This is a genomic window from Nonomuraea sp. NPDC049269 (genome assembly GCF_043197155.1).
GTDB lineage: Bacteria > Actinomycetota > Actinomycetes > Streptosporangiales > Streptosporangiaceae > Nonomuraea.
Genome location: NZ_JBICSO010000013.1, coordinates 329,170 through 352,218, shown reverse-complemented (window position 1 = coordinate 352,218; position 23,049 = coordinate 329,170). Strand labels below are relative to the sequence as shown.

Genomic DNA, 23,049 nt, shown 5'->3' with positions numbered 1-23,049 from the left:
AGTCCGCGTGGAACTGCGGCACATCGGCGGCCCCGGCACGGACCGGGTCGCGCGGGCCCTCGAAGACCGGATGCGCGCGGTCGGCATGGACCGGGCCGAGGTGAACGGCGCGCTCGGCTGCGTGTTCGTGGGCTGCGACGCGGCCACAGCCGATCTGGACAAGCTGGTGGCCATCGTCGATGAATTCGATGTGGACGGCGGTCAAGCCGGTGGCCCACTGGCGCTCGACGGCGTGGAGCAGCAGGCCCGTGCCGCGGTGAGTCTCAGCCTGCACCTCGTCGGCACCGGGCTCGCTCTGGCCGGGCAGGTCGCCCGTCTGCCGAAGCTGTCGCCGGCCGTGCCCGCCGTACTGTCGCTGGCCGAGCACGCCCCGCGGATCCGCCGGGAGCTGGAGCGGCACATGGGCAGGCCCGCCGCGGACGCGCTGGTCGCGTCGTCGCGCGTCGTCACCCAGACGCTGGCCATGCGGCCCTTGTCGATGCTCGTCGACTCCGTCGCCGCGGCCGGCCGCTACATCGACTCGTGCGCCGGGCGCCGGGCCTGGGAGCTGCGTGAAGAGGAGTTCGCCGACGCCGACGGGGCCTACCGTCACACCCGGGTCGCCGGGCGGCCTCGTCCCGTTCCGCTGCCGCACGGGCCCATCGAGCGGTACGCCGACGCCGCGAGCGCGGTCACGCTGGCGACGGACGCCGTCGTCACCTTGGTGAGCCGCGATCACCAGCGCGGGCTCTCCACGCTCGTCACAGGGATCCCGAAGGCCGCGCATGTCGGCAGGGACGCTTTCAGCGGCGCCTTCATGCGTGCCCTGGCCAAACGCGGCGGAATGGTGCTCGACCGCCACGCGCTGCGCCGCATGGATCGCGTCGACACTGTCATCCTCGACGCCACCGCCTTGGCCACAGGCGCGTGGACGATCGATGGTGTCATCCCGCTGGACACGGACCAGGACCTGGACGAGTTGCACGCGCGGCTCTACACACTGGTCGACCTCACCGATCCCGCGGCTGCGCGCGAGCGTGACGGATGGGCGGTCAGACCGTACTCGGCGCCGCGCGAATCCCCGGAAGTACGGAAGTGGCGCCGGCAGGGAGTACGGCCGGTCAGCGTCTCGCGGCAGGGCGTCCCGATCGCGCTGGTCGGGCTGGCGCCTGAGCCCCACCCGCTGGCCGAAGCCGTGGCCGCCGCCGCGAAAGGCGCGGGCACCGTGATCCTGGCCGGCGGGGAGACGGGCCTTGCCTTGCGACTCGGTGTCGACCGGGTCGTCGACGGCGGCTCTCGGCTGGCCACCTCGGTGCGGGCGCTGCAGTCCGAAGGGCACGTCGTGGCCGTGGTGTCCCGTACGTCGAGGCGTGCCCTGCGTCAGGCCGACCTGGGCATCGGCGTGCTCAGGGGAGCGCGGCGCGTGCCGTGGGACGCCGACGTGATCAGCGATCTCGACGGGGTCCACTTGCTGCTGCGCTGCGTGCCGTACGCGAAGAGCGCGAGCAGGCGCAGCGTACGGCTGGCCGCGGCGGCGGGGGTCGTCGGCGCGGGCCTGGCCGTTCTCGGGCCGGCCGGGACAGCGGTCGCGCGGGCGCACCTGATACGCGACTGCACCTCGGTGGCCGCCCTGGTCACCGGGGAGTGGGCGGGGCGCGACGTCAGGCGGACGGCGCCGCCGGTGGACGCCGACCGTACGCCATGGCATGCGATGGCGGTGCCTGACGTCCTCGACCTGCTGCGTACGTCGCCGCACGGGCTGACCGAGAAGGAGGCCGCGCGCCGCAGGACGAAGCCGGCGCGGCCGGATTCCACCGGGCCCACCTCCTTGGTCATGGCGTCGGTGGAAGAGCTCGCCAACCCGTTGACGCCGGTCCTGGCCGCGGGCGCGGGCCTGTCGGCCGCGGTCGGTTCGGCCCTGGACGCCGTGCTGATCGGCGGCGTGATGGTGGTCGACGCCGTCATCGGCGGGGCGCAACGGCGCGGCGCCGACAGGGAACTGCACCGCCTCACCGAGATCACCGCCGTGCGGGTACGGCTGCGCAGGCCCGGCGGCGGCGTCTCCGGCGTCGCCGACGACCTGGTGAAGGGGGACGTGATCGAGCTGCGTGCCGGCGACGCCGTACCGGCCGACGGCAGGCTGATCGAGGCGGTCGGCCTGGAGATCGACGAGTCCACCTTGACCGGCGAGTCGCAGCTCGTGGCCAAGACAGAGACGCCCACCGCCGCTGCCGCCATCGCGGACCGCCGATCGATGGTGTTCGAGGGCACCACCGTCGCGGCCGGTCACGGTCTGGCAGTGGTGGTGGCGACAGGGGAGGAGACCCAGGCGGGCAGGACCGCCAGACTGGCCCCCGACGGGCCGCTGGTGAGCGGCGTGGAGCTGAGGCTCCGCAGACTGAGCCGCAGGATCCTGCCCGCCGCGATCGGGTCGGGCGCCTTCCTGATGGTGCTGAACCTGCTGCGCGGCTCACCCCTGTCCGCGGCTGTCGCCCCCGCGGTGAGCCTGGCCGTCGCCGCGGTGCCCGAAGGGCTGCCGTTCATCGCCACCGTGGCCGAGCTCGCTTCGAGCAGACGGCTGTCCAAGCGCAACACGCTGGTCCGCAACCCGTCGACGATCGAGGCCCTGGGCCGGGTCGACGTGCTCTGCTTCGACAAGACGGGGACCCTGACCGAAGGCCGCATCAGCCTGTGCCAGGTGTCCGACGGAAACCACGCCCGGCCGGTCGAGACACTGACGCCGGAGCTGAGGGAGATCGTCGGCGCGGCGCTCCGGGCGGGGCCCCGCTTCGAGGGCGGGCGGGCCATCCCCCATCCCACGGACCGCGCCGTCGTGGAGGGCGCCGCCCGGTTGCACATCGCGCCCAAGGACGGCCTGCGGGAGTGGCACCGGGTCGACGAGCTGCCCTTCGAACCCGCGCGTGGCTACCACGCGGTGCTCGGCTTGTCGGAGTCGGGCCATCTGCTGAGCGTCAAGGGAGCGCCCGAGGTGGTGCTCGACCGCTGCACCGAACTGATCCGCGGCGGCCGGCCGGTCCTCATGGGCGCGAAGAGCAGGCGCGAGCTGGAGAAGGAGGTTGACAGGCTCGCGTTGCAGGGATTCCGGGTGCTCGCCGTCGCCGAGCGCCAGGCGTCCAGCCGCGCCGATCTGGACGAGTCCCGCATCGAGCGCCTGTGTTTCCTGGGGTTCCTCTGCCTGGCCGACCCCGTCCGGCCGACGGCGAAGCGGAGCGTCGAGGGACTGATGCGAGCCGGCGTACGGGTCGTCATGATCACTGGCGACCATCCGAGCACGGCCGAGGCCATCGCCGCCGAGATCCACGTTCTGAACGGCCAGCGGGTGATGACGGGACCCGAGCTGGAGCGGCTGGACGACGACGCCTTGATCGCGGTGCTGCCCGAGGTGGCGGTGTTCGCGCGCACCACGCCCGAGCACAAGGCCCGCCTCGTCTCGTGCCTGCGGCGCGCGGGCAAGGTGGTGGCCGTCACCGGTGACGGGGCCAACGACGTCCCCGCGATCCGGCTCGCCGACGTCGGCATCGCCCTCGGACCCCTGGCCACCCCCGCCGCCCGGGCCGCCGCCGACATCGTCGTGATCGACGATCGCATCGAGACGATCATCGACGCGATCTCCGAGGGCCGGGCGATGTGGGGCTCCGTCCGCGACTCGCTCGGCATCCTGCTGGGCGGGAACGTCGGAGAGATCGCCTTCACGGTCGGCTCCAGCCTGCTGTCCAGGCGCGGCGCGCTGAACGCCCGCCAACTGCTCCTGGTCAACCTGCTCACCGACATGCTGCCCGCCATGGCCGTGGCCGTGCGCCCACCGGACACCGAGAGCCCGGAGCGGCTGCTCGCCGAGGGGCCGGAGGTCTCGCTCGGCACCGCCCTGACCCGCGACATCTACGTACGCGCCGTCACCACCGCCGCGGCGGCGACCGCGGCGTGGCTGCTCGGCCGGATGACCGGCACACAGGGTCGCGCCTCCACCGTCGGGCTCATCGGCCTGGTGGGAGCGCAACTGCTGCAGACGCTGACGGTGGGGGGCCGGGACCGGACGGTGTTCCTCGCGTCGGTGTCGTCGCTGGCCGCCCTCATGGTGATCGTCTCTGTCCCCGGCCTCAGCCAGGTCTTCGGCTGCCGTCCGGTCGGCCCGTTCGGCTGGGTCATCGGCCTGGGCTGCGCCGTCGTGGCGGCGTGGGTCGCGACGCTGATGGAACGGGCGAGCGCGGGGTAGTCACCAACGGTTCACCAAACGGACACCATGCCGACCGTCGAAATGTAACATTTGTGGCGAATTATCTCGCTAACGGTAGATTTAGTGATGTGAGGTATTCGGTGTCCGAATTTCTGGCCTCTGTGCTCGCGAAGGCGGCCATGATGCTCCTGCAAGCGTTGATCACTCGTATCGTCCAGGCCCTCGTCACGTCCCTCATCGGCCGCGCCGCCTTCTCCCCGGCCTGAGCCCCTGCCCTAGAGGTTGACGTCGCCGCACAGGTGCACCTCGACGCCCAGGCGGTGGAAGAACGCCGCCTTCGCGAGGAGCGCCTTGTCGGCCGTGGCGGCGTCGGGGGCGTAGGCGATCTGGACGTGGTTGGCCTTGTGGCGGGCCATGAACTGGTCGCGGGTGACCCCGTGGTGGACGACGTGCGCGATCGGCCACTCCGGGTTGGTCGCCGCCCACCGCCGCTCGGTCTCCTCCTCGGGCAGCTCCACGACGGAAGCGCGGCCGATGTCGAGCTGGAGGCGGGCTTCGGCGATGTAGAGGCGGGACCAGACGATCTCCCCGGGCCTGCTCACTCCCTTGATCGTGCCGCCGCCCGCCGGGAAGTACATCGGGTTCTGCCGATGGCTCACCGCGCCCGCGTATCCGCCCGTCAGATGGGACGGCGGGACGGAGCCGGAGATCTCGTAGACCCAGACGAAGTCTTCACCGTACCGCTCGCCCCAGCGGACGTCGTGCAGCGTGGTCGCCGGGTCGAGGCCCATGGCGGTCCACACCCGGTTGGTCACCAGCGCGTCCGCGGCCACGCCCTCGTCCGCCTCGTTGAAGTGCGGCAGCGGGGCGTCGTCGTAGAGCACCCGGGTGCCGTCACGGCTGGTCACCGGCGGGCGTACGACGTTGTTGAGCAGCCCTTCCGCCAGGTCGGATGCCGGGGTGAGATCCTTCAGCCCCTGCTGGTACTGGATCCCGACGGCGTCCAGGCCGAAGTCGTCGGCGATCCGCAGCGCGGCGACGTACATCTTGCACTGCTCACGCAGCTGCCGGTCGGTGAGCTCCGTGGCCTCGTCCGTGCCGGTGGCGAACCGCATCCCGGCGGCGGAGAGCCAGTCGCGCACGGCCGTCGCCTCGGCGTCCTGCACCTTGAGCATCTCGGCGTACAGGGCGCTCTGGGACAGCCGCTCCTTGTAGATGCCGAGGGGGTTGAGCAGCTCATCGTCGATGATCGCGTTGTACATGCCCATGCAGCCCTCGTCGAAGACGCCGATGATGGCCTTGTCGCGCAGCAGTTCCTCGGCCAGCGCGACGCCGAGCTCGGCTTCCGGGCCGGGCGGCAGCGGTGGCAGCGGGCGGACGTGCGAGGCGTCGTGGTCGATGTGGCCGGCCTGCACCCAGCTCGCGATGCCGTCCAGGAAGTAGCGGTCGGAGAAGTCGACCGACCAGATCGTCGAGTACGGGCGGCTCATCTTGGTCAGTCCGGCGTTGAGGCCGAGCAGCCCGACCAGGCCGGGCCAGGTCCCGTCGAAGTTGGCGACGGTGAGGATCGGGCCTTCGTGGGTGCGGAGGCCGGCCAGCACGTGGTGGCTGTACTGCCATACGGCCTCGGCGACGATGAGCGGCGCGTCGGCCGGGATGGTCTTGAAGACCTCCAGGCCCATCCGCTGGCTGTCGATGAAGCCGTGCCCCTTGGCGGGATCCACCTCGTTCGCGCGGACCACGCTCCATCCGAGGTCATCGAAGGCCGAGGCGACCGCCTTTTCGAGGGCTTCCTGGGCGGGCCAGCCGGCGACGTTTGCCGCCAGGCGCAGGTCGCCGCTGGCGATCAGGTAGGCGGTGCGCGGCGCGGCGGAGCGCTCCGGGCGGGCGACAGGCTGGCGGTACGGGCTGGTCATGGCGTGTTCGGCTCCAGGTCGGCGAGAGGTAGCCGGGCGAGGACGATTCCCCGGCGCTGCCAGGTGTAGGTGACGAGCAGGTGTTCGGAGGTGACGATCGCGGCCGGATAGCTGTACTCGGCGACGCCGCTGGTGACGACCCCGGCGTCACCCGGCGCGAAGCCTGTGCCGGAGGCAGTGCCGGAGCCTGTGCCGGGGGCGGTGCCGGAGCTTGTGGTGGGAGTGGTGCCCGTGCCGGGGGCGGTGCCGGGGTTCAGGAGTCGTGGGACGGCCGGATCGATGGAGACGGCGCCGTCGTCCACGATCGGTCCCGCGTGCCAGGTCAGTCCGTCGTCGTCCGACAGTGAGACGACGAGCGGGCAGCGGCTGCCCCACGACTCGGTGGCCGGGTTGTGCACGCAGGCCACCCGGCCTGACGGCAGTGTGACCGCGGTGAGGCCGCTGTTGTTGTTCGGCAGGCCCGTGGGCTCGGCGAGTGTCCAGGTGCGCCCGCCGTCGGCGGAGACCGAGCGATACGCCCGGCCCTCGGTGCTGCGCATCAGGGCGACAGGACCGCCTGCTCCCCACCACAGCGTGGGCTGGATGTGCCCGGCGCCGGTCAAGGCGGCGTGCTCGACGGGAATCGGGCACCGCGTCCAGCTCAGCCCGCCGTCATCGGACACGTCGACGAACGGATCCCAGCGGGGTTGCTCGCCCCACTGCTCTGTTGAGCCCGGCGCCAGCCAGCGCAGGCCGCCGGGAGCGAGCAGCGGCGGGTTCTTGACCGGCCCGCGGCCGCCGGACCGGTCTCCCGGGACGAGTTCGCGGACCGGCTCCCACGTGGCGCCGCCGTCGTACGACCGGGTGACCAGCGTGACCCACTCGGAGATGCGCGCACCCGCCTTGCAGAACAGCCACAGGGCACCGTCCGGCCCCACCGCCAGCACCGGGTTCCAGTGCGCGACGGCCCTGCCGGTGTCCAGGGTGCGTATCCGGCCGTCCCGGGCGATCCGGATACGGTTGTCGGGCGTCCCCTCCCTGGTCCCGGCGAACCACGCGACCACGGGAACGCCGTCCACCACCGCGAGCGTGGACGCATGGCACTGCGTCCAGCGCGGATCATCAACGGTCACGAACTCCCGGCGAATCCCTGCGACCTCTCCGAGGCTCCCCGCCTCTTCGCGATGGGTCCGCACGTCGTCCGGGAGGGTCCCTGCGTCTTCGCGCCGGAGCTCCGCGGCTTCGCGAGGGGTCCCTGCGGCGCCGGCCGAGCTCACGTGATCATGGTCCATGGAGGCGCGGTTCATTCCGCGTGGGATGCCGACGCCGTCTCGGCCAGGCGTGCGATGTGCTGTCGCTGGTCGGGGCCGATCTCGGGGGCGGGCATGCGGAGGGCGCCGGTTCCGCGACCCAGGTGGCTCAGCGCCAGCTTGATGCCTTCCACGGTGCCGCCCAGCGCGGCCAGCACCTCGTCCACCCGCGCCTGGGCGGAGCGTTCCACTGCGGCGTCGTCGCCGGTCACGGCGTCGGCGAGCATCGCGAACGGCTCGGGGAAGGCCGCCGACAGCCCGGAGACGACTCCGGCGCCGCCGTGGCGGACGACCTCGGCGAGCTTGGTGTCCGCGCCCGACCACAGCCGAGCCTGCGGCGGGAGCGCGGCGCGGTACTCCTCGAACCGCTCGGCCGCCAGGCCGCTCAGCTTGGCGCCGGCCAGCCCGGTCTCGGCGGCGATCATGGCGAACTCGGCGGGCTCGACGACCACGCCCGAGCGCTCGCTGAACAGGTAGCCATAGACGGCGGCCGGGCCCGCGGCCGCCGTCACCGCGGCGAAGTGCCGGAGGACGGCGCCGGTGTCGGCGGGCAGGTAGTACGGAGTCAGCGTGGCCAGCCTGCGCGCCCCCAGGGCGACGGCGTCGCGGGTCACTGCCACCGCCTCTCGGGTGGCCGCGGCGCCGACGTGCACCACGACCCGGTCAGGGCCGAACACGGCCAGCGCGGTCTCGGCCAGCGTACGGCGCTCCGCCCGGTCCAGCGCCGGGAACTCGCCGGTGGTGCCGCAGACGAAGACCCCGTCGACGTGACGCGCGAGATCGGTGAAGTGCGCCTTGGTGGTGGCGTGGTCGAGCTCGCCCGCCTCGTCGAAGAAGGTGGGAACGGCGGCGAGGACCTCCGCCCGGCGTCGGGTATTTTCTGGCATGGCAAAGCCTCGGTTCGTCATGGATGGCGGGCGGACGGTGACTGGGGTCAGAAGGCGGGCTGCGGGCGCGGTCGCCCGCTCAGCGTCGCGCGGATCCGGCTGCAGGAGCCGTCGAGATGAGCGGTGAGCGCGGTGAGCGCGGCGTCGACGTCGCCCGAGCGGATGACGTCCCTCAGGTAGACGTGGTCGTCGGCGACGGGAACCAGATCCCGGTCGGTGTTGGTGATCTCCAACACCGTCGCGAACAGCGGCCGGTGCAGCGCCCAGGTGGCGGTGAGCCAGCGGTTGTCGCCGAGCGTGTAGAACCCGCTGTGGAAATCGAGGTCGGCCGCGGCGAACTTGGCGGCGTCGGCGGCCACGGCCGCGGACTGCATCTGGTCGAGCGCCTCGTCGATCGGGGTCCAGTCGGCGGCGTCGAGGCGCGCGATGGCCTCCCGGACGGCCAGGCTCTCCAGCGCGCCGCGCAGCGAGTAAAGCTCCAGGAGATCCTTGTCGGACAGCCCGCGTACGGAGACGCCCCGCTTGCGCGTCTCGACCAGCCCCTCGATCTCCAGCTGGCGAAGCGCGTCGCGGACCGGCCCGCGGCTCACCCCGTAGCGCTCCGCGATCTTGCCCTCGACCAGATGGGTGCCCACGCTCAGCTCGCCGCGCACGATGAGCGAGCGGAGCTGGACGAGCAGCTGATCTCCGAGCGGTGGATTGCGCAACGGATTGATGATCGTCACCAGCTCTCCTCCCGTGTTGTCCGCCCACGGTATCTCTGCTTACTGCAGACGGTCAACGTTAACCGATAACAGGTGACCGTTGACGGTTAACCGTTTCCCAAGACATAGTGTGCGACAACCGAATCCCTGCGGAAATGTGCAAAGCCGCTGGCAGAAAGGGAGACGCCATGGTTGCGACCCTTCCGAAGACAGACCGCCGCTACACCTGGAAGGTCACGGCATCCAGCTTCCTCGGCAACACGCTGGAGTACTACGACTTCCTCGTCTACGGGACGGCGGCCGCCGTCGTCTTCCCCAAGGTGTTCTTCCCCGACGCCAGCGGCTTCGTTGGCACGCTCTCGGCCTTCGGCACGTTCGCGGTCGGCTTCCTGGCCCGGCCGCTGGGCGGGCTCTTCTTCGGCAGTCGCGGGGACCGGCACGGCCGCAAGTCCACCCTGATGATCACCCTCACCGTCATGGGGCTCAGCACCATCCTCATCGGACTGCTGCCGTCCTACGGGGCGATCGGGATCTGGGCCCCGATCCTGCTGGTGGTGCTGCGGCTGCTCCAGGGATTCGCGGTGGGCGGTGAGTGGGGCGGCTCCATGATCATCGTGCTGGAGTCGGCGCCACCGAACCGCCGAGGTTTCTTCAGCGCCTGGCCCAACACCGGCGGATTCTCGGCGCAGATCCTCATCACGCTCGTCTTCGCCTACGTCTACACGCTCCCCGATGACCAACTGCAGGCCTGGGGATGGCGGATCCCGTTCCTGCTGTCGGCGGCCGTCCTCGTCGTGACGTTCTGGATGCGGCGCAGCCTGCGCGAGACCCCGGTCTTCACCGAGGCCGTCGCCGCCGCGCCGGCGGCGGGTGACGTGGCCGAGGCGGCCGCGAAGCCGGACCGCCCGGCTCATGGTCCGATCCGTTCGATCTTCGTCGACGACTGGCGCAACCTGCTGCTGATCATCGGGCTGCGGTTCGCCGAGGCTCTGCCGTACTTCCTGCTCACGGTGTTCGCGCTGTCGTACGGCACGGGCACGCTCGGCCTGCAGAAGGGCCAGCTGAACAACGCGATCCTCGTCGCGGCCGTGCTCTCCTTCGTCAGCCATGGGGTGTTCGCCGCGATCTCCGACCGGATCGGGCGGCGGCCGGTCTACTTCTTCGGCGCGGTCGTGGTGTTCGTGATGGCGTTCCCGTTCTTCTTCATGCTGCGCAGCGGGTCGATGGTGCTGATCGTGCTCGGGTACGTGCTGGTGCTCAACCTCGGGCACAACGCCATCAATGCCATCCAGCCCGCGTTCTTCGCCGAGTTGTTCCCGGCGGATCGCCGCTACACCGGCGCCGCGGCGGGCCGTGAGATCGCCTCGATCTTCGCCGGCGGGCTGACCCCGTTCGTGGCCACGGCGCTGGCCGGGTCCGACGGCAGCCGGTGGCCGCTGGTCGCCGCGTACGTCATGGTCGGTGCGGTGATCACGATGGTGGCCGTGTACAAGGCGCCGGAGTCCTTCCGCCGCGACCTCAGCGCCACGGGCACGACGGTCCGCTGACGGCGGGTGCTCGGCCGGCCGCGAAAGCGGCGGCGCGGTCGAGTTCCGCGGGAGCGGGACAGAAGACGACCTGAAACGCGATGATGGGCTCGGACGTTTCCCGGCTTTTCCCCAGGCTGGAGAGGGCGGCCTATGCCCAGAGCTCGTCGTACGAAGCGGGGCAATTCCCCCGCGAGTGGTAAGAAGTCCCCCGAGCAGAAGCCGAGCGAGCCGGTCGAGGAAGGCGCGGGTGGGGCGAGACCGGGTCGAGCCGTGCTGGCGTGGGTGGCCGGGGTCGTCGGTGCGGTGATCGTCGCGGCGGCCGGCGCCGTGTTCACCGGCTGGTTCGGCTCGCTCGGGCCCGGTGCCTTCGATGAGATCAGCCGAGAGGCGCCCGTCACGGCCGCCTATGTGATGATCGGCACCGATGACCCCGACCTCGCTCTGCGCGAGCCGGTGACCGCCGCGCAGGACCGGGCGATCCTGCTGGGCAGGCCGGACGCGGCGCAACATGAGGCTTTTCTGGAGCGCTACCGCGCCGCCCCGGTCGGGCGGACGAGGGCCATAGTCGTCCTGAACGGCAACCGCGCCAGCCTGCGGATCGCCGACATCAGACCGCGCATCCTGACCCGCGAGCCGGTGCCCGACGGCGCGCTGCTGAGCCCCGCCCATGCCGGCGAGCAGGGCACCATCGAGGTCGCGGCCGATCTCGACCGGCCGACGCCGTGGTTCACCTCGGTCAAGGATCGCGACACCCCGTACTTCGAGACCAAGCAGATCGATCTGGTCCGGGACGAACGGGTGACCTTCATCATGACGCTCACCGCCTGCAAGGCGTACTACGAGTTCGAACTCGTGGCCACGGTCGTCAGCAACGGCCGCGCCGAGCAGGTGGTGATCCGCAGACCGGGCGGGCTCCCGTTCCGGCTGACCGGTCCCGCACGGGCTTACCGCACCGTGTACGACCAGTCCTCGATGGGTGCCTGGAGCGTCCGGAGCAAGCCGGGCAAGTACCGCATCGAGGGGTGCTGACGTGCGACGACTGGTCGGTGTACCGCTGCTGGCGCTGATGACCTGCTTGGCCCTCATGTCCGACGCCCCGGCCGTCGTGCGGAAGGCGGTGGGCTGGCGGGCCGTATGGTCGGCGGCGTTCGACAACCGTTCGTTCGGATTGACCGAGGACGCCATCGTCTACAGCCACACTCTCGTGGCGTCCGAGCGTGCCCTCGCGGTGGCGGCGCGCATAGGCCGGATCCTCATCCTCGACCCGGTCACGGGGCGCGTCCTGAGCACCGTGCCGGCCGAACCCCGGCTCGGGGACGTACGTGAGCTGTGGGTCGCCGACGAAGCCCTTGTCGTCCTACGAGAGCAGCCCGGACGCACGGGAGCCGAGTTCGAGGGTGTGCTCACCGGCTACGACCTGGCCACGGGACAGCGGCTGTGGGGCTGGAGACTCGCCCGTGAGGCCGTGGTGACCCGGCGAGCCGTGGCGGCACTGACGGCGTCGGACGTCCAACTGCTCGACGCCAGGACCGGGGCGACCAGAGCGGTCATGCCCGTTCTGCAGGGCTGCACCGCGGCCGCGGCGGCCGCCGACGAGTTGGTCGCCGTGCTCGAACTCTGCGCGAACGACCGCGTCCACCTCGCCGCCGTGGATCCGGAAACCGGCTGCCCTTACTGGACCCGTGACCTGACGTACCGTCGGCCACAGCAGTGGCCACCGGCCGAGGGGGCGGACCCGCGGACAGACATGGGCGTGGCGACCGCCGCGGACGGAACCGTCCTTGTCCACCTCTCCGACACCCCCTACCTGTACGCATCGGACGGCAGGCGGCTGCCCGCCGGCATCCACGGCGAGGCCACCCGGTCGCCGATCATCACGGGGGAGGGCGTTGTAATAAACACATCGATCCCGGACGGAGGAGGCTACGTTCAGGGAATCGATCCGGCCACCGGCGCCATCCGCTGGACCCGGGGGGTAACGGGGTCGACGTCGTTCATCGCGACCGGGGACCTGTTCGTGACGAAGAGCAGGAACTACCCGGGTTTGGAACCCTGGCCGCTGAACGCCTACCTGCTGGCCATCGACGCCGCCACAGGTGAGGCGAGCGAGCTCCCGTTGCCCGCCACCGGCGGCGCCACCTTCCTGGAGGGAGGCGCCGGGGGCCTGGTCTTCGTGAGCACCCCGACGCGGGACGACGACAGCGCCGGTGTCAAGAACGGCACCCGGATCACCGCCTACCGCCTTGTCCGTGCCAACCGGGCCCCGGCGAACCCGCCCGGCGTCGCCCCGGCGGCAGACTGGCCGGAAGCCTGCGGCCTGCTCACCGACCGCGACCTGAGCCTGCTGGCCCCGGGCTACCTCGCCTACCCGCACGCGCGCACGCTGGCGGGCAGCCCGCTGCCCAAACCCGCCGTCTGCGACTGGATCCCGCCGACCGACAAGGGCGACGTCGTCTCCGTGTCCGTCACCTGGACGGCGCCCTCGACGTCCGAGGCGCGGCGCCTGGCGGCCGAGGAGGTCCGCTACGGGCTCGACACCACCATCAAGGGCCGCGATGGGCCGGACATCATGTACTACCAGTTGGGCCATCCCGCCGGTGACCAGTACGGGGCTCTGGTCAGCGTGGGTCCGGTCGTCACCAAGCTCGTAGCCTCCACACCGGAGACGGTGCGGCGGCTCGCGCCCAGATTGCGAGACAACCTGCGGACTTCTGCCGGCCCTCGTCATGGTCACCGCTCATGAGGTGGACGACCTGCTCGGCCGGCCCTGCCGGGTTCTGCCCTCGAACCGGTTCAAGAGGCTTCTCGTTCGAAGCGGGTCGTGCGATCATGGTCCGGTCGTGGTCCGGCTCTTTAATGCGGCCGGCTGGAATCATGCCTTCGCGGCCTGGGAAAACGTCAACCTCGCCGGGTGCCGGCTCAATATGACCTGCATGCTCGCTGCCGGCGTCATGCCCGGAATGTCATAGGGGAGCGGATGCTGATGACCCTGGGCTCCATCGCGCCTGATGATCATATGAAAGGGATACATGCTTGAGGCTGAGCTGGAGACGGTGATCGCCGATGTGATCGGGCCCGCGGCCGTCGAGACCGACCGCGGCGGAGTCTTTCCCGCCGCGGGCATCGAAGCGCTGGGCAAAGCGGGATTCCTGGGCCTGGTCAGCGCGACCGAGGTAGGGGGCGCGGGCCAGGGGCTGCGCGAGGCGGCTCAGGTCATCACCTCGCTGGCCGCGGCCTGCGGATCCACCGCCATGATCGTGCTCATGCACTTCGCCGCCACCGCGGTGATCGAGGCGCACGGCCCGGCGGAGACCCGCCGGGCTGTGGCCGAAGGCCGTTACCTCACCACCCTGGCCTTCTCCGAGACGGGTTCGCGCAGCCACTTCTGGGCTCCTGTGGGCACCGCGGCGGAAGCGGAGAACGGCGAGGTCGCGCTTGACACGCGCAAGAGCTTCGTCACCGCGGCCGGACACGCCGATGGGTATGTGTGGTCCAGCCGGCCGCTCGCGAGCACGGGGCCGATGACATTGTGGCTGGTGCCCGGCGACACGCCGGGCCTGACCGTCACAGGCGCGTTCGACGGGCTTGGTCTGCGTGGTAACGCGTCCAGTCTCATGGCCGCGGACGGGGCTCGGGTGCCTATGAGCGCGATGCTGGGTGCGGACGGGCAAGGATTGGACCTCGCGCTGGCCACAGCGCTGCCCGGCTTCCTCGTGCTCAATGCGGCCTGCTCGATCGGCATCGCACAGGCGCTGGCTGACGAAGCCGGGGAACACGTCTCTCGCACGGTTCTGACGCATCTGGGGCAGCGGCTGGCCGATCAGGACGCCCCTCGATCCGCCTTCGCCCGCATCCTCACCAGAGTCCACCAGACCCGCGCTTTCCTGGACGACACGCTGACTGCGCTGGAGTCCGGCCGCGAGGACGCCATGCTCCGCGTGCTCCAGGTCAAGGCGGTCGCGGCGGAGGCCGCGGCTGAGGTCGCCGATGACGTCATGCGGTTGTGCGGCGGCTCCGCCTTCCGCCGGGACCTGAGTATCGAGCGTCACTTCCGCGACGCGCTGGCCGCCCGGGTCATGGCTCCGACCACCGAGGCGCTGCTGGACTTCGTCGGGCGAGCCTCGCTCGGGCTCCCGCTGTTCGATGAGGCGGCGCGATGACGCTGCTCATGGGAGCCGTGGCGTACGACCCGAAGGTGGTGACGATCTGGTCGGGGTTCCGCGCCTGGCTCGTGCGCCAGGGTCTGCCGTACGACTTCGTCCTGTACTCGAACTACGAGCGGCAGGCCGAGGATCTGGTCGCCGGCCGGATCCACGCGGCCTGGCACTCTCCGCTGGCCTGGATCCGCTCCCGGCGGATGGCCGAGGCGCTCGGACGTACGGTGCGACCGCTGGTGATGCGGGACACCGATCGAGATCTGCGGTCGGTGGTGGTGGTACGTGCGGACTCCGGCATCCAGACGGTGGACGACCTCGCCGGCCGGGTCGTGGCCTGTGGTGCCATCGACTCGCCGCAGGCCACGCTGCTGCCGCTGGACCACCTGCGTCAAGCCGGCGTGAAGGTCGACGTCCGGCGCTTCGACATCGGAGTCGGCCTGCACGGCGACCACATCGGCGGGGAGCGCGAGGCGGCCCGCTCGCTGATGTCCGGGGAGGCGGCCGCGGCGTGCATGATCGATGCCAACCACCTCCTCTTCGGGCGGGAGGGGACGCTGCCGGCCGGCTCCACCCGGATCCTCACCGCCACCGAACCCTATGATCACTGCGTCATGGCCGTCTCCGACACCGCTCCGGAAGAGCACGTCCGGCATTTCGCCGAGCTGCTGCTCGGCATGTCCTACGCCGATCCCGAGGTTCGCCCCCTCCTGGACCTCGAAGGGCTGACCGCCTGGAACGAGGGCCGCACGAGCGGGTACGGCGCGCTGGAGGTCGCGGTGAGCGGCTTCTACGACGGACAGGGAGGTCTGGTCGCGGAGGACTACCAGCCGTGACGGATCGGGTCGTCGACCTGGGTGACGTCGGGTTCGACCGAGGCGCTCACATCCTGCTCGCCGGCGAACTGGCGATGATGCCGGTGGGCGGACGGCTGGGCGTCACGGGTACGGACGCGGCGCTCACCCTCCACCTGGCCGCCTGGTGCCGCTCGCAGGGGCATCGGGTCGAGACCCCGGCGGATACCGCCGGGGTGCGGGCGTGGGTGGTGTGCGGCCGCGGCGTTCACGATCGGTGGGCGGGTGCGGAGCGCGCGGGCGCGGCCGGATCCGCCGCCGCGGTGCTACGGCCGGCCGCGCACTGGGGTCTGGCCGCTCGCGGCGCCCTGGTCGAGGCCGGCGGACCCGTCTTGTCCTTCGACCTCGACCGCAAGGAACTGGTGTGGGCCGACCTGGCGCCGAAGCTGTACGCGCAGGCGGCGGCCAGGCAGTGGGACCCGGCGACCGCGATCGGCTGGGACACTCCCTTCGACCTGCCCGCTGAGATCGAGCGCGCGGTCGTTCAGGTGATGACCTACCTGATCGAGAACGAGCAGGCCGCCCTGGTCATCCCCGCCCGGCTGCTGGCCCGGGTTCACCCGCACTTTCGTGAGGTGCTCCAGCTGCTCGCCGTACAGGCGGCCGACGAAGCCCGGCACGTCGAGGTGTTCACCCGCAGGGCGCTGCTCAAGGGCCACGACCTGGGCACCTCCTCCGTCTCCGGGCGTAGCTCCCTGTCGTCACTGCTGGCCGAACCGGACTTCTCGCTCGCCTTGTTCCTGCTGTCAGTGCTGGGCGAGGGCACCTTCCTCAACCTGTTGTCCTTCCTGGCCGAGCACGCCCCCGATCCGGTCACCCGCCAGGTCGTGACGCTGGTGCACCAGGACGAAGCCCGGCACGTGGCCTTCGGCATGGGGCATCTGCGGGAGCAGTCCAGACGCGACCCCGCGTTCACCGCGCGGCTGAGAGGGGCCATCGAGCGCCGTCACGATGCCCTGCTCAGCACCGCGGGCATCAATCAGGACGTGCTGGACGCGCTGACCGTGCTGGCCGCGGGGGAATGGACCGCGCCCGCGATCGCCCGTGGACACGCCGCCGTTGAACGCCTGCACCTGGACATGTACGACGGGCGGAGAAACCGGCTGATCCGCCTGGGTTTCCCAGCCGAGGAGGCAGCCGAACTCTCCGCTCTGCACACACGCAACTTCATGTGACCTCGTGTTCGCCTTCTTTCGGGCCGCGCGGCACCGTGGGCCGAGCAGGGCGGACTGTCGGCAGGCCGGCCTCCACCCATGCCTCGAACCCACCGACGACATCGGTGGCGTTGGACAACCCGAGCTCCCGCAGCGCCGCCGCGGCCAGCGAGGAGGAGTATCCCTCGGCGCAGATCACGATCCACTGGATGTCATGGGAGCCGGCCTCGGGAATGCGGGACTCACACGTGGGGTCGAGCCGCCACTCCAGATGGTTGCGTTCGATGACGACGGCTCCGGGTATCTCGCCCGCGGCCCGGCGCTGAGACTCGGGACGAGTGTCGGCGATCTTCCCGCCGCTGCGCACGGCTGCCCAGGCCTCGGCGGGACTCAGGCGATGGAGCCCCGTGCGGGCCTGGGCCAGCAGCCGGTCGACGTCAGTCGCGGGGGCGGCATACTCGCCGGTCGTTATCGGTACGCCGGGTGATTCCACGGGCATCGAGGCACTCCAGGAGAGGTAGGGCGACGCGGCGGGTCGTCGCCAGGGCGACCCGCGCATCGCTGACTGTGAAGGGTGAGGGAAGCCGCGCGAGAGTGTCCGCCGCCTTGTCCAGCGCGTCGGGCAGCAGGATGACGTTCTTCCCGATCGACGTCACCGCGCCCGAGCGGAGCGCGGCCGCCAGTGACTTCCCCGTCAGGCCGAGCTCTTCCAGGCGCTCGGCGGTGGGGGCGTCGAAGGGATGCTCGGCGAGGCCGGCGGCCAGCTCCGCGACCGCCCTGGCGATCGCGGGAGGCAGAGACCGGCCGGCGACAAGGATCCGCCCGGCTTTAACTACCAGAGGCGGTGCGACGAGCGCCTCGGCCAGTCGCCGATCAGGCAGGCCGAGCAGCTGAGCGGCGGCGCCCACGGTGATCCCCGGATCGAGCGGGGGCCGTCGCGAGACCTGGTCGGCGAGACGGTGTCCCAGCGACGACCAGTGTCCGGGATCGGCGTACCAGTCGCCGGCCACGGGCGAACCGCTGGGCGGGCAGCCCATCGCCGTCATCTCGTTTCCCGTCAGCAGGCCGTGCCAGCGCAGCAGGGTAGCGGAGTCGGGCAGGTCGACTTCGTCGAGCGCGGCCGCCCTGGCGGCTGCGGCACCCCGGCGCCGCAGTTCGACGGGACGGATGTCCAGCACTCGGAGTCCGGCGACGATCTCCCGCCTGCCGGAGTCGCGGAGCAGGCCCCGGTCGCCCGTCCTGAGCGGCAGGGAACGGCCGAGGGTGAGCCTGGCGGTGTCGGCGCCCAGCAGGCGGAGCCGGACGGGAACGGCGGCCGACCCGATGTGGAGGACCGCGTCCCCCCGCTGGTCCATGCCGGAATCCAGCCGTACGTCGATGACCTGGGTCGGTATCCAGGCGCCCGGTGTCACCAGCGCCATGCCACGAGACAGGTCGTCACGGTCGACACCGCGCAGGTTGATGGCGACGCGGGCGGTCGCCGAGACCTGCTCGGCTTTCTCGCCGAGGGTTTGGAGTCCGCGAACCCTGACCTGATGCCCGCCTGCGTCCAGCTCGTCGCCCACGCGCAGGGTGCCCCTGGTCAGCGTTCCGGTGACGACGGTCCCGGCGCCCGTGACGGTGAAGACCCGGTCGATCCACAACCGGACCGCACCTTCCGTGTCCGTCTCGGGCAGCGCGGCGGCGAGCCGGGCCAGGGCGGCCTCCAGCTCGGCGAATCCCTGCCGGGTCCGTCCGCTGACGACGACGCTGTCGATCCCCGCCAGGCTGGTCTTTTCGAGGTGGCCGTGAGCCTGCCTCAGAGCAGGCTCCGGATCGGCGAGGTCGGCCCGGGTGATGACCGCGAGGCCGTGCCGGACGCCCAGGGCGTCGAGCGCGGCCAGGTGCTCGGCCGACTGGGCCTGCCAGCCTTCGTCCGCCGCGACGACGATCATCACCGCCGGACACGGCCCGACTCCGGCCAGCATGTTGGTGACGAACCGTTCGTGCCCGGGAACGTCGACGAACGCGATCCGTTCACCCGATCGGAGCGTGGTCCAGGCGAACCCGAGGTCGATGGTCATGCCGCGGCGGCGTTCCTCGGCCCAGCGGTCGGGCTCCATCCCGGTCAGCGCCCGGACCAGCGTCGACTTGCCGTGGTCCACGTGCCCGGCCGTGGCGATCACATGCACGCATGCTCCACCGCGGCGGCGATGACCTCGTCCTGATCGGGCTCGACCGCGCGCAGGTCGAGCACCAGCCGCCCGTCGGTGATCCGGCCGATCACAGGAGGATCGTAGGAGCGCAGCCGCAGGGTCAGCTTCTTGTCCACGGCGATTCCCGCGCTGGGCAGCTCCACTCCCGGTGCGCCCCCGCCACCGACCCTGGCGATGGTCGGCACCGCCTCCGCCCGGCCGCCGAGCCGCCGCGCGAGGCGTTCCGCGCGTTCCATGAGCTCGGTGGTGCTCGCGTGGAGCGATCGGTGCACCGGCGGTCGCGGGCCGCGCAGGGTCGCTTCGAGCGCGGCCAGGGTGAGCTTGTCCACCCGCAACGCACGGGCGAGGGGATGGCGGCGCAGCCGTTCCACGAGGTGCTCGTCACCGAGCAGGAGACCCGCCTGCGGGCCGCCGAGGAGTTTGTCGCCGCTGGCGGTGACCAGCGCCGCTCCCTGGAGCAGCGCGCCGGCCGCGTCCGGTTCGCCGGGCAGCAGCGGTTCCGGGCGCAGCAGCCCGGAGCCGATGTCGGCGACCACGGGCGGCCCGATCGTGGCGAGCTCCTCGATGGAGACCTCGGAGGTGAATCCCTCGATCCGGTAGTTGGACGGGTGCACCTTGAGGATGAAGCCGGTTTCCGGGCCGCAGGCGTTCTGGTAGTCGCGCAGGGCGGTCCGGTTCGTGGTGCCGACCTCGCGGAGCCGGCAACCGGCGGACTCCAGCAGCTCGGGCAGACGGAATCCGTCGCCGATCTCCACCAGCTCACCGCGGCTGATGACGATCTCCCTGCCCTGCGCGAGCACCGTGGCGGCGAGTACGAGTGCGGCCGCGTTGTTGTTGACCACGTGCACGGCCCGCGCCTCGGGGACCGCCTGCGCCAGCGCGGCGAGAGCCGTACGGCCACGGCGGGCGCGCCGCCCGTCGGCGAGGTCGAACTCGACGTCGGTGTAGCCGGCGGCCGCGGTGACCGCCGCGATGGCGGCGGGTGAGAGCGGAGCCCGGCCCAGATTGGTGTGCACGAGCACACCGGTGGCGTTGACGACGTGCTGGAGACCGCCGGCGGTCGCCGGCAGGAGGGCGAGCGCGGCGTCCAGGGCGCCCTCGGGGTCGGTGAAGCCCTCGCGGACACGTTGCTGGGCGTTCGCCACCGCGGCCTTGACGAGGCTACGGCCGAGCGTCTCCTGCGCGGCGGCCAACCGGGGGTCGGCCAGCATGACGTCGGTCCGCGGTACAGAACTCCGTCGATCCACTCACGACCATCCCCGGACTCGCTGATCATCAGCGGAGGCGGACGGGAATCGAACCCGCCGCGCCGAGATGCTCGGCGCCACTGGTTTTGAAGACCAGGAGGGCCACCAGACACCTAAACGCCTCCGAAGTGGATCATAGACCCATGAACAACATCAGGCTCACGCAATACGGCAACGGAGGCGGCTGCAGCTGCAAGATCCCTCCAGACGAGCTGGAGGAGCTGGTCGCCGGACTCTTACCGACCTCTTCTCCATCGACAGGCCGGCTGCTGCTGGGTATCGACCAGGGTGACGACGCGGCGGTGCTCCAGGTGGAAGGCGAGACCCGGGCCATCGTCGCGACGACGGATTTCTTCACCCCTGTCGTCGACGATCCGTACGACTTCGGCCGGATCGCCGCCACCAACGCCCTCTCCGACGTCTACGCCGTCGGCGGCGGACCCGTCATAGCTCTGAACCTGCTCGGCTGGCCCCGCGGCGTCCTGCCCCTCGAGCTCGCTCGCGAGGTGCTGCGCGGCGGTTCCGCGATGACGCAGGCGGCGGGCTGTCATCTCGCGGGAGGCCACAGCATCGATGACCCCCATCCCAAATACGGGCTGGCCGTCACCGGCCTCGCCGATCCCGACCGGCTGCTGCGCGTGGACGCGGGCAAGCCCGGCATCCCCCTCACCTTGACCAAACCTCTCGGCATCGGGGTGCTGAACACGCGGCACAAGGCGACCGGGGAGGTCTTCCCCGAGGCGGTTGCCGCCATGACGACGCTCAACCGCGACGCCTCCCGGATGGCGCTGGCCGCGGGGGTTCTCTGCGCCACCGACGTCACAGGTTTCGGCCTCCTTGGCCATCTCTACAAGCTGGTCAGGGCGAGCGGCGTCTCCGCCGTCGTCGACAGCGCCGCCGTGCCTTACCTGGAGGGAGCCCGAGAGGCCATCCGTGATGGATACATCAGCGGCGGATCCCGCCGGAACCTCGACTGGATCGCCCCTCATTGCGACTTCGGCGACCTGCCGGAGAACGAGCGGCTTCTCCTCGCCGACGCGCAGACCTCGGGCGGCCTGCTCGTCGCGGGTGAGATCCCCGGCTTTCCGGTGATAGGCGAACTCGTCCCTCGTGGGGAACACCTGCTCATGGCGAAGTAGACGCCAGCTGTGGGCAACCCGCGCCACAGAGCCGGGCGGGTTGCCCACAGCTGGGGGCGGAGGACGGGGCCGGCTTCACGGGTGGTGGGAACCCGTGCGCGTGAAAGCATTCTCGCCGCCGCGGCAAGAATGGGTGTGATCGTGTACAAGACGCGTAGCGGGAGAGATCAGCCGGCGGTTCCGGCCGATCTCTTCGACCGCTACTTCGCCGAGATCCACCGCTACATCGCCCGTCGCCTGCCCGTGGACGACGCCGAAGACCTGGCCGTCGAGGTCTTCGTCGCGGCACTGCGCGGCGGATACGACCCGGCCGTGGGGGAGGTCAGGCCCTGGCTGTACGGCATCGCCACCAACCTGGTCGCGCGGCACCGCCGTACCGAGACCACGCGGTGGAAGGCGCTCAGCCGCGCGGCGGAGCGCGAGTGGGACGGCCACGAGGACTCCGCACTGGATCGGGTGCTCGATCGGGTGGACGCCGCGCGCTTCACCGGCCCGCTCGCGGGGGCGCTGGCCGGGCTGAAGCAGCGCGACCGTGACGTGGTGCTGCTGATCGTGTTCGGCGGTCTGAGCCACGCCGAGGTCGCCGCCGCCTTGGACATTCCCTATGGAACCGTCGCGTCCCGGCTTAACAGGGCACGCAAGCATCTGCGCGCGGCGCTCGGCGCGCTGAAGGAGGACCTCGATGGATGAGCTCGAACTGCTCGCCCGGGCGCTGCCCGACGCGCCCCCGCTCTCGCCCGAGGCGGTCTCGCGGGCTCGCGCCCGGTTCGTCGCCGACGGCGCGCGCGTCCGCCCCGCCACCGGCCGTTCCCGCCCGCGTGTGTGGGCATGGACGCTGAGCGCGGGCGTGGCCACCGCCGCGATGGTCATAGCGGTCACGTTGGTGGCCAACCTGGTTTCCGCGCCTGCTCAGGTGCTGGTGCAGCCACGGAACAACGAGCTGCTCGAGCTGGCCGACCGGGTCGAGCGCCTGCCTGAACAAAGGGGCGCCTACTGGCGGGAGGTGATCATCACCGGTTCACGGTTTTCCGCGGGCGGCTACGACCTGTTCGCGCGGCAGCGCCTCGAGCGAACGGCGCCGCTGGACACCGCGGAGAGATCCATACTGCAGACCTCCACGTCGAGCGCGTTTCCGGCCTCCGCAGTCGACGAACGCGCATGGCGGGCGGCGGGAGCGCCGACCCGGATCAAGCTGCCCTGCTCCAAGAAGGGCGCCCCCGCCGCCAAGTGCGAACAGATGCGAGTCACCGACCAGCTCCATGTCTGCGGATGGCGCGACGGGGACGACGCTCAGGTAGGGAACAGCTCCGTCGCGGCTCTCACCCTCGCCGATCTGGCCGCCATCCCCGCCGACCGCGACGGCCTGCTCGCCAAGCTCCGCGACTATCACCGCATCTGGGAGAGACGAGGGTTCAAGCAGCCGTTCGCGGACTTCGTCCCTCAAGCGGGCAATCTTCTGTCCATGCCGATCCGACCGCAGCTCCGTGCCGCGATCCTGCGCCTGCTGGCGGAGCTTCCCGGTACCAAGGTGTACGGCACGGCGACCGACCCGCTGGGCCGGCCGGCGTTGTCGGTCACTTTCACCCGTGACACCGGGCAGCCTCAGACTCCGGGACCGAAGTCGCCCCGCGCACGCACCTTCCTGGACATGGCGACCGGCGCCGCGCTGGCCCAGACCAGCTGGGGCGGTTCCGGAGGCGACATCCTGACCTACTACAGCGCGCAGGCGCCCGGGACGGGGTGGATCGCGAACCGCCCCACCCCGCCGAAGTCCTGCAAGGCCAAGTAATCAAGGCACTTACCAAGC

Annotated in this window: 19 protein-coding genes and 1 tRNA gene; 12 read left to right on the top strand and 8 right to left on the bottom strand. The window is 71.1% G+C overall.

What is annotated here, in order from left to right; all coding sequences use genetic code 11:
* Nucleotides 1-7 precede the first annotated feature (7 nt).
* Nucleotides 8-4,213 carry an HAD-IC family P-type ATPase gene (locus tag ACGFNP_RS55650; RefSeq protein ID WP_393332488.1) on the top strand — a complete coding sequence of 1,402 codons (4,206 nt, stop codon included), beginning with the start codon at nucleotides 8-10 and terminating at the stop codon, nucleotides 4,211-4,213.
* 101 nt (nucleotides 4,214-4,314) lie between these two features.
* Entirely contained in the window at nucleotides 4,315-4,440 is a 126-nt protein-coding gene (locus ACGFNP_RS55645; RefSeq protein WP_358318174.1) for a hypothetical protein, read from the top strand.
* A gap of 9 nt (nucleotides 4,441-4,449) precedes the next feature.
* On the opposite strand, the gene ACGFNP_RS55640 is transcribed toward ACGFNP_RS55645, so the two are convergent.
* The 4 genes from ACGFNP_RS55640 to ACGFNP_RS55625 form a co-directional block, all read right to left on the bottom strand.
* Entirely contained in the window at nucleotides 4,450-6,090 is a 1,641-nt protein-coding gene (locus ACGFNP_RS55640) for a hypothetical protein (protein ID WP_393332485.1), read from the bottom strand.
* Complete coding sequence (locus ACGFNP_RS55635) at nucleotides 6,087-7,202, bottom strand: exo-alpha-sialidase (protein ID WP_393332482.1); 1,116 nt, start codon at nucleotides 7,200-7,202, stop codon at nucleotides 6,087-6,089. The genes ACGFNP_RS55640 and ACGFNP_RS55635 overlap by 4 nt, the downstream gene beginning before the upstream one ends.
* Nucleotides 7,203-7,372: 170 nt before the next feature.
* On the bottom strand, nucleotides 7,373-8,266 hold the full coding sequence (locus tag ACGFNP_RS55630; RefSeq protein WP_393332479.1) for a dihydrodipicolinate synthase family protein: 894 nt from the start codon (nucleotides 8,264-8,266) through the stop codon (nucleotides 7,373-7,375).
* A gap of 47 nt (nucleotides 8,267-8,313) precedes the next feature.
* Nucleotides 8,314-8,991, bottom strand: a complete 678-nt coding sequence (locus ACGFNP_RS55625) for a GntR family transcriptional regulator (protein WP_358318178.1) — start codon at nucleotides 8,989-8,991, stop codon at nucleotides 8,314-8,316.
* Nucleotides 8,992-9,158: 167 nt separating this feature from the next.
* Between ACGFNP_RS55625 and ACGFNP_RS55620 the strand changes: the two genes are divergently transcribed.
* From ACGFNP_RS55620 to ACGFNP_RS55590, 7 genes are all read left to right on the top strand, one after another.
* On the top strand, nucleotides 9,159-10,517 hold the full coding sequence (locus ACGFNP_RS55620; RefSeq protein WP_358318179.1) for an MFS transporter: 1,359 nt from the start codon (nucleotides 9,159-9,161) through the stop codon (nucleotides 10,515-10,517).
* Nucleotides 10,518-10,649: 132 nt separating this feature from the next.
* A complete protein-coding gene (locus ACGFNP_RS55615) occupies nucleotides 10,650-11,528 on the top strand; it encodes a hypothetical protein (protein WP_358318180.1) in 879 nt (292 codons plus the stop codon).
* A gap of 1 nt (nucleotide 11,529) precedes the next feature.
* Complete coding sequence (locus ACGFNP_RS55610) at nucleotides 11,530-13,242, top strand: PQQ-binding-like beta-propeller repeat protein (RefSeq protein WP_393332475.1); 1,713 nt, start codon at nucleotides 11,530-11,532, stop codon at nucleotides 13,240-13,242.
* 1 nt (nucleotide 13,243) lies between these two features.
* Complete coding sequence (locus ACGFNP_RS55605) at nucleotides 13,244-13,468, top strand: hypothetical protein (RefSeq protein ID WP_393332472.1); 225 nt, start codon at nucleotides 13,244-13,246, stop codon at nucleotides 13,466-13,468.
* A gap of 60 nt (nucleotides 13,469-13,528) precedes the next feature.
* A complete protein-coding gene (locus tag ACGFNP_RS55600; RefSeq protein WP_393332469.1) occupies nucleotides 13,529-14,659 on the top strand; it encodes an acyl-CoA dehydrogenase family protein in 1,131 nt (376 codons plus the stop codon).
* Nucleotides 14,656-15,489 carry a PhnD/SsuA/transferrin family substrate-binding protein gene (locus ACGFNP_RS55595; protein ID WP_358318183.1) on the top strand — a complete coding sequence of 278 codons (834 nt, stop codon included), beginning with the start codon at nucleotides 14,656-14,658 and terminating at the stop codon, nucleotides 15,487-15,489. The genes ACGFNP_RS55600 and ACGFNP_RS55595 overlap by 4 nt, the downstream gene beginning before the upstream one ends.
* Complete coding sequence (locus ACGFNP_RS55590; RefSeq protein ID WP_393332466.1) at nucleotides 15,486-16,682, top strand: hypothetical protein; 1,197 nt, start codon at nucleotides 15,486-15,488, stop codon at nucleotides 16,680-16,682. Before ACGFNP_RS55595 ends, ACGFNP_RS55590 begins: the two co-directional genes overlap by 4 nt.
* Here ACGFNP_RS55590 and ACGFNP_RS55585 read toward each other — a convergent pair.
* The 4 genes from ACGFNP_RS55585 to ACGFNP_RS55570 form a co-directional block, all read right to left on the bottom strand.
* Nucleotides 16,675-17,160 (bottom strand): rhodanese-like domain-containing protein, encoded by a 486-nt coding sequence (locus ACGFNP_RS55585; RefSeq protein WP_358318185.1) that lies wholly within the window; start codon nucleotides 17,158-17,160, stop codon nucleotides 16,675-16,677. The two genes, ACGFNP_RS55590 and ACGFNP_RS55585, sit on opposite strands and share 8 nt — an antisense overlap.
* Nucleotides 17,099-18,832, bottom strand: a complete 1,734-nt coding sequence (gene selB, locus ACGFNP_RS55580; RefSeq protein ID WP_393332462.1) for a selenocysteine-specific translation elongation factor — start codon at nucleotides 18,830-18,832, stop codon at nucleotides 17,099-17,101. Before selB ends, ACGFNP_RS55585 begins: the two co-directional genes overlap by 62 nt.
* Complete coding sequence (selA, locus tag ACGFNP_RS55575; protein WP_393332459.1) at nucleotides 18,823-20,103, bottom strand: L-seryl-tRNA(Sec) selenium transferase; 1,281 nt, start codon at nucleotides 20,101-20,103, stop codon at nucleotides 18,823-18,825. Before selA ends, selB begins: the two co-directional genes overlap by 10 nt.
* A gap of 31 nt (nucleotides 20,104-20,134) precedes the next feature.
* A tRNA-Sec gene (locus ACGFNP_RS55570) sits at nucleotides 20,135-20,228 on the bottom strand.
* Nucleotides 20,229-20,246: 18 nt separating this feature from the next.
* Between ACGFNP_RS55570 and selD the strand changes: the two genes are divergently transcribed.
* The 3 genes from selD to ACGFNP_RS55555 all read left to right on the top strand — a co-directional run bounded on the left by selD (nucleotide 20,247) and on the right by ACGFNP_RS55555 (nucleotide 23,031).
* A complete protein-coding gene (selD, locus tag ACGFNP_RS55565; protein ID WP_393332456.1) occupies nucleotides 20,247-21,242 on the top strand; it encodes a selenide, water dikinase SelD in 996 nt (331 codons plus the stop codon).
* Nucleotides 21,243-21,383: 141 nt separating this feature from the next.
* Nucleotides 21,384-21,932, top strand: coding sequence for an RNA polymerase sigma factor (locus ACGFNP_RS55560; RefSeq protein WP_393332453.1), 549 nt, complete (start codon nucleotides 21,384-21,386; stop codon nucleotides 21,930-21,932).
* Nucleotides 21,925-23,031, top strand: coding sequence for a hypothetical protein (locus ACGFNP_RS55555; protein ID WP_393332450.1), 1,107 nt, complete (start codon nucleotides 21,925-21,927; stop codon nucleotides 23,029-23,031). Before ACGFNP_RS55560 ends, ACGFNP_RS55555 begins: the two co-directional genes overlap by 8 nt.
* Nucleotides 23,032-23,049 lie beyond the last annotated feature (18 nt).

What these genes read in the sequence shown, in the direction of transcription:
- ACGFNP_RS55555 (WP_393332450.1), top strand. Translation starts at nt 21,925, where the DNA reads ATGGATGAGCTCGAACTGCTCGCCCGGGCGCTGCCCGACGCGCCCCCG.
- ACGFNP_RS55595 (WP_358318183.1), top strand. Translation starts at nt 14,656, where the DNA reads ATGACGCTGCTCATGGGAGCCGTGGCGTACGACCCGAAGGTGGTGACG.
- selD (WP_393332456.1), top strand. Translation starts at nt 20,247, where the DNA reads ATGAACAACATCAGGCTCACGCAATACGGCAACGGAGGCGGCTGCAGC.
- ACGFNP_RS55600 (WP_393332469.1), top strand. Translation starts at nt 13,529, where the DNA reads ATGCTTGAGGCTGAGCTGGAGACGGTGATCGCCGATGTGATCGGGCCC.
- ACGFNP_RS55620 (WP_358318179.1), top strand. Translation starts at nt 9,159, where the DNA reads ATGGTTGCGACCCTTCCGAAGACAGACCGCCGCTACACCTGGAAGGTC.
- ACGFNP_RS55585 (WP_358318185.1), bottom strand. Translation starts at nt 17,160, where the DNA reads ATGCCCGTGGAATCACCCGGCGTACCGATAACGACCGGCGAGTATGCC.
- ACGFNP_RS55615 (WP_358318180.1), top strand. Translation starts at nt 10,650, where the DNA reads ATGCCCAGAGCTCGTCGTACGAAGCGGGGCAATTCCCCCGCGAGTGGT.
- ACGFNP_RS55630 (WP_393332479.1), bottom strand. Translation starts at nt 8,266, where the DNA reads ATGCCAGAAAATACCCGACGCCGGGCGGAGGTCCTCGCCGCCGTTCCC.
- ACGFNP_RS55640 (WP_393332485.1), bottom strand. Translation starts at nt 6,090, where the DNA reads ATGACCAGCCCGTACCGCCAGCCTGTCGCCCGCCCGGAGCGCTCCGCC.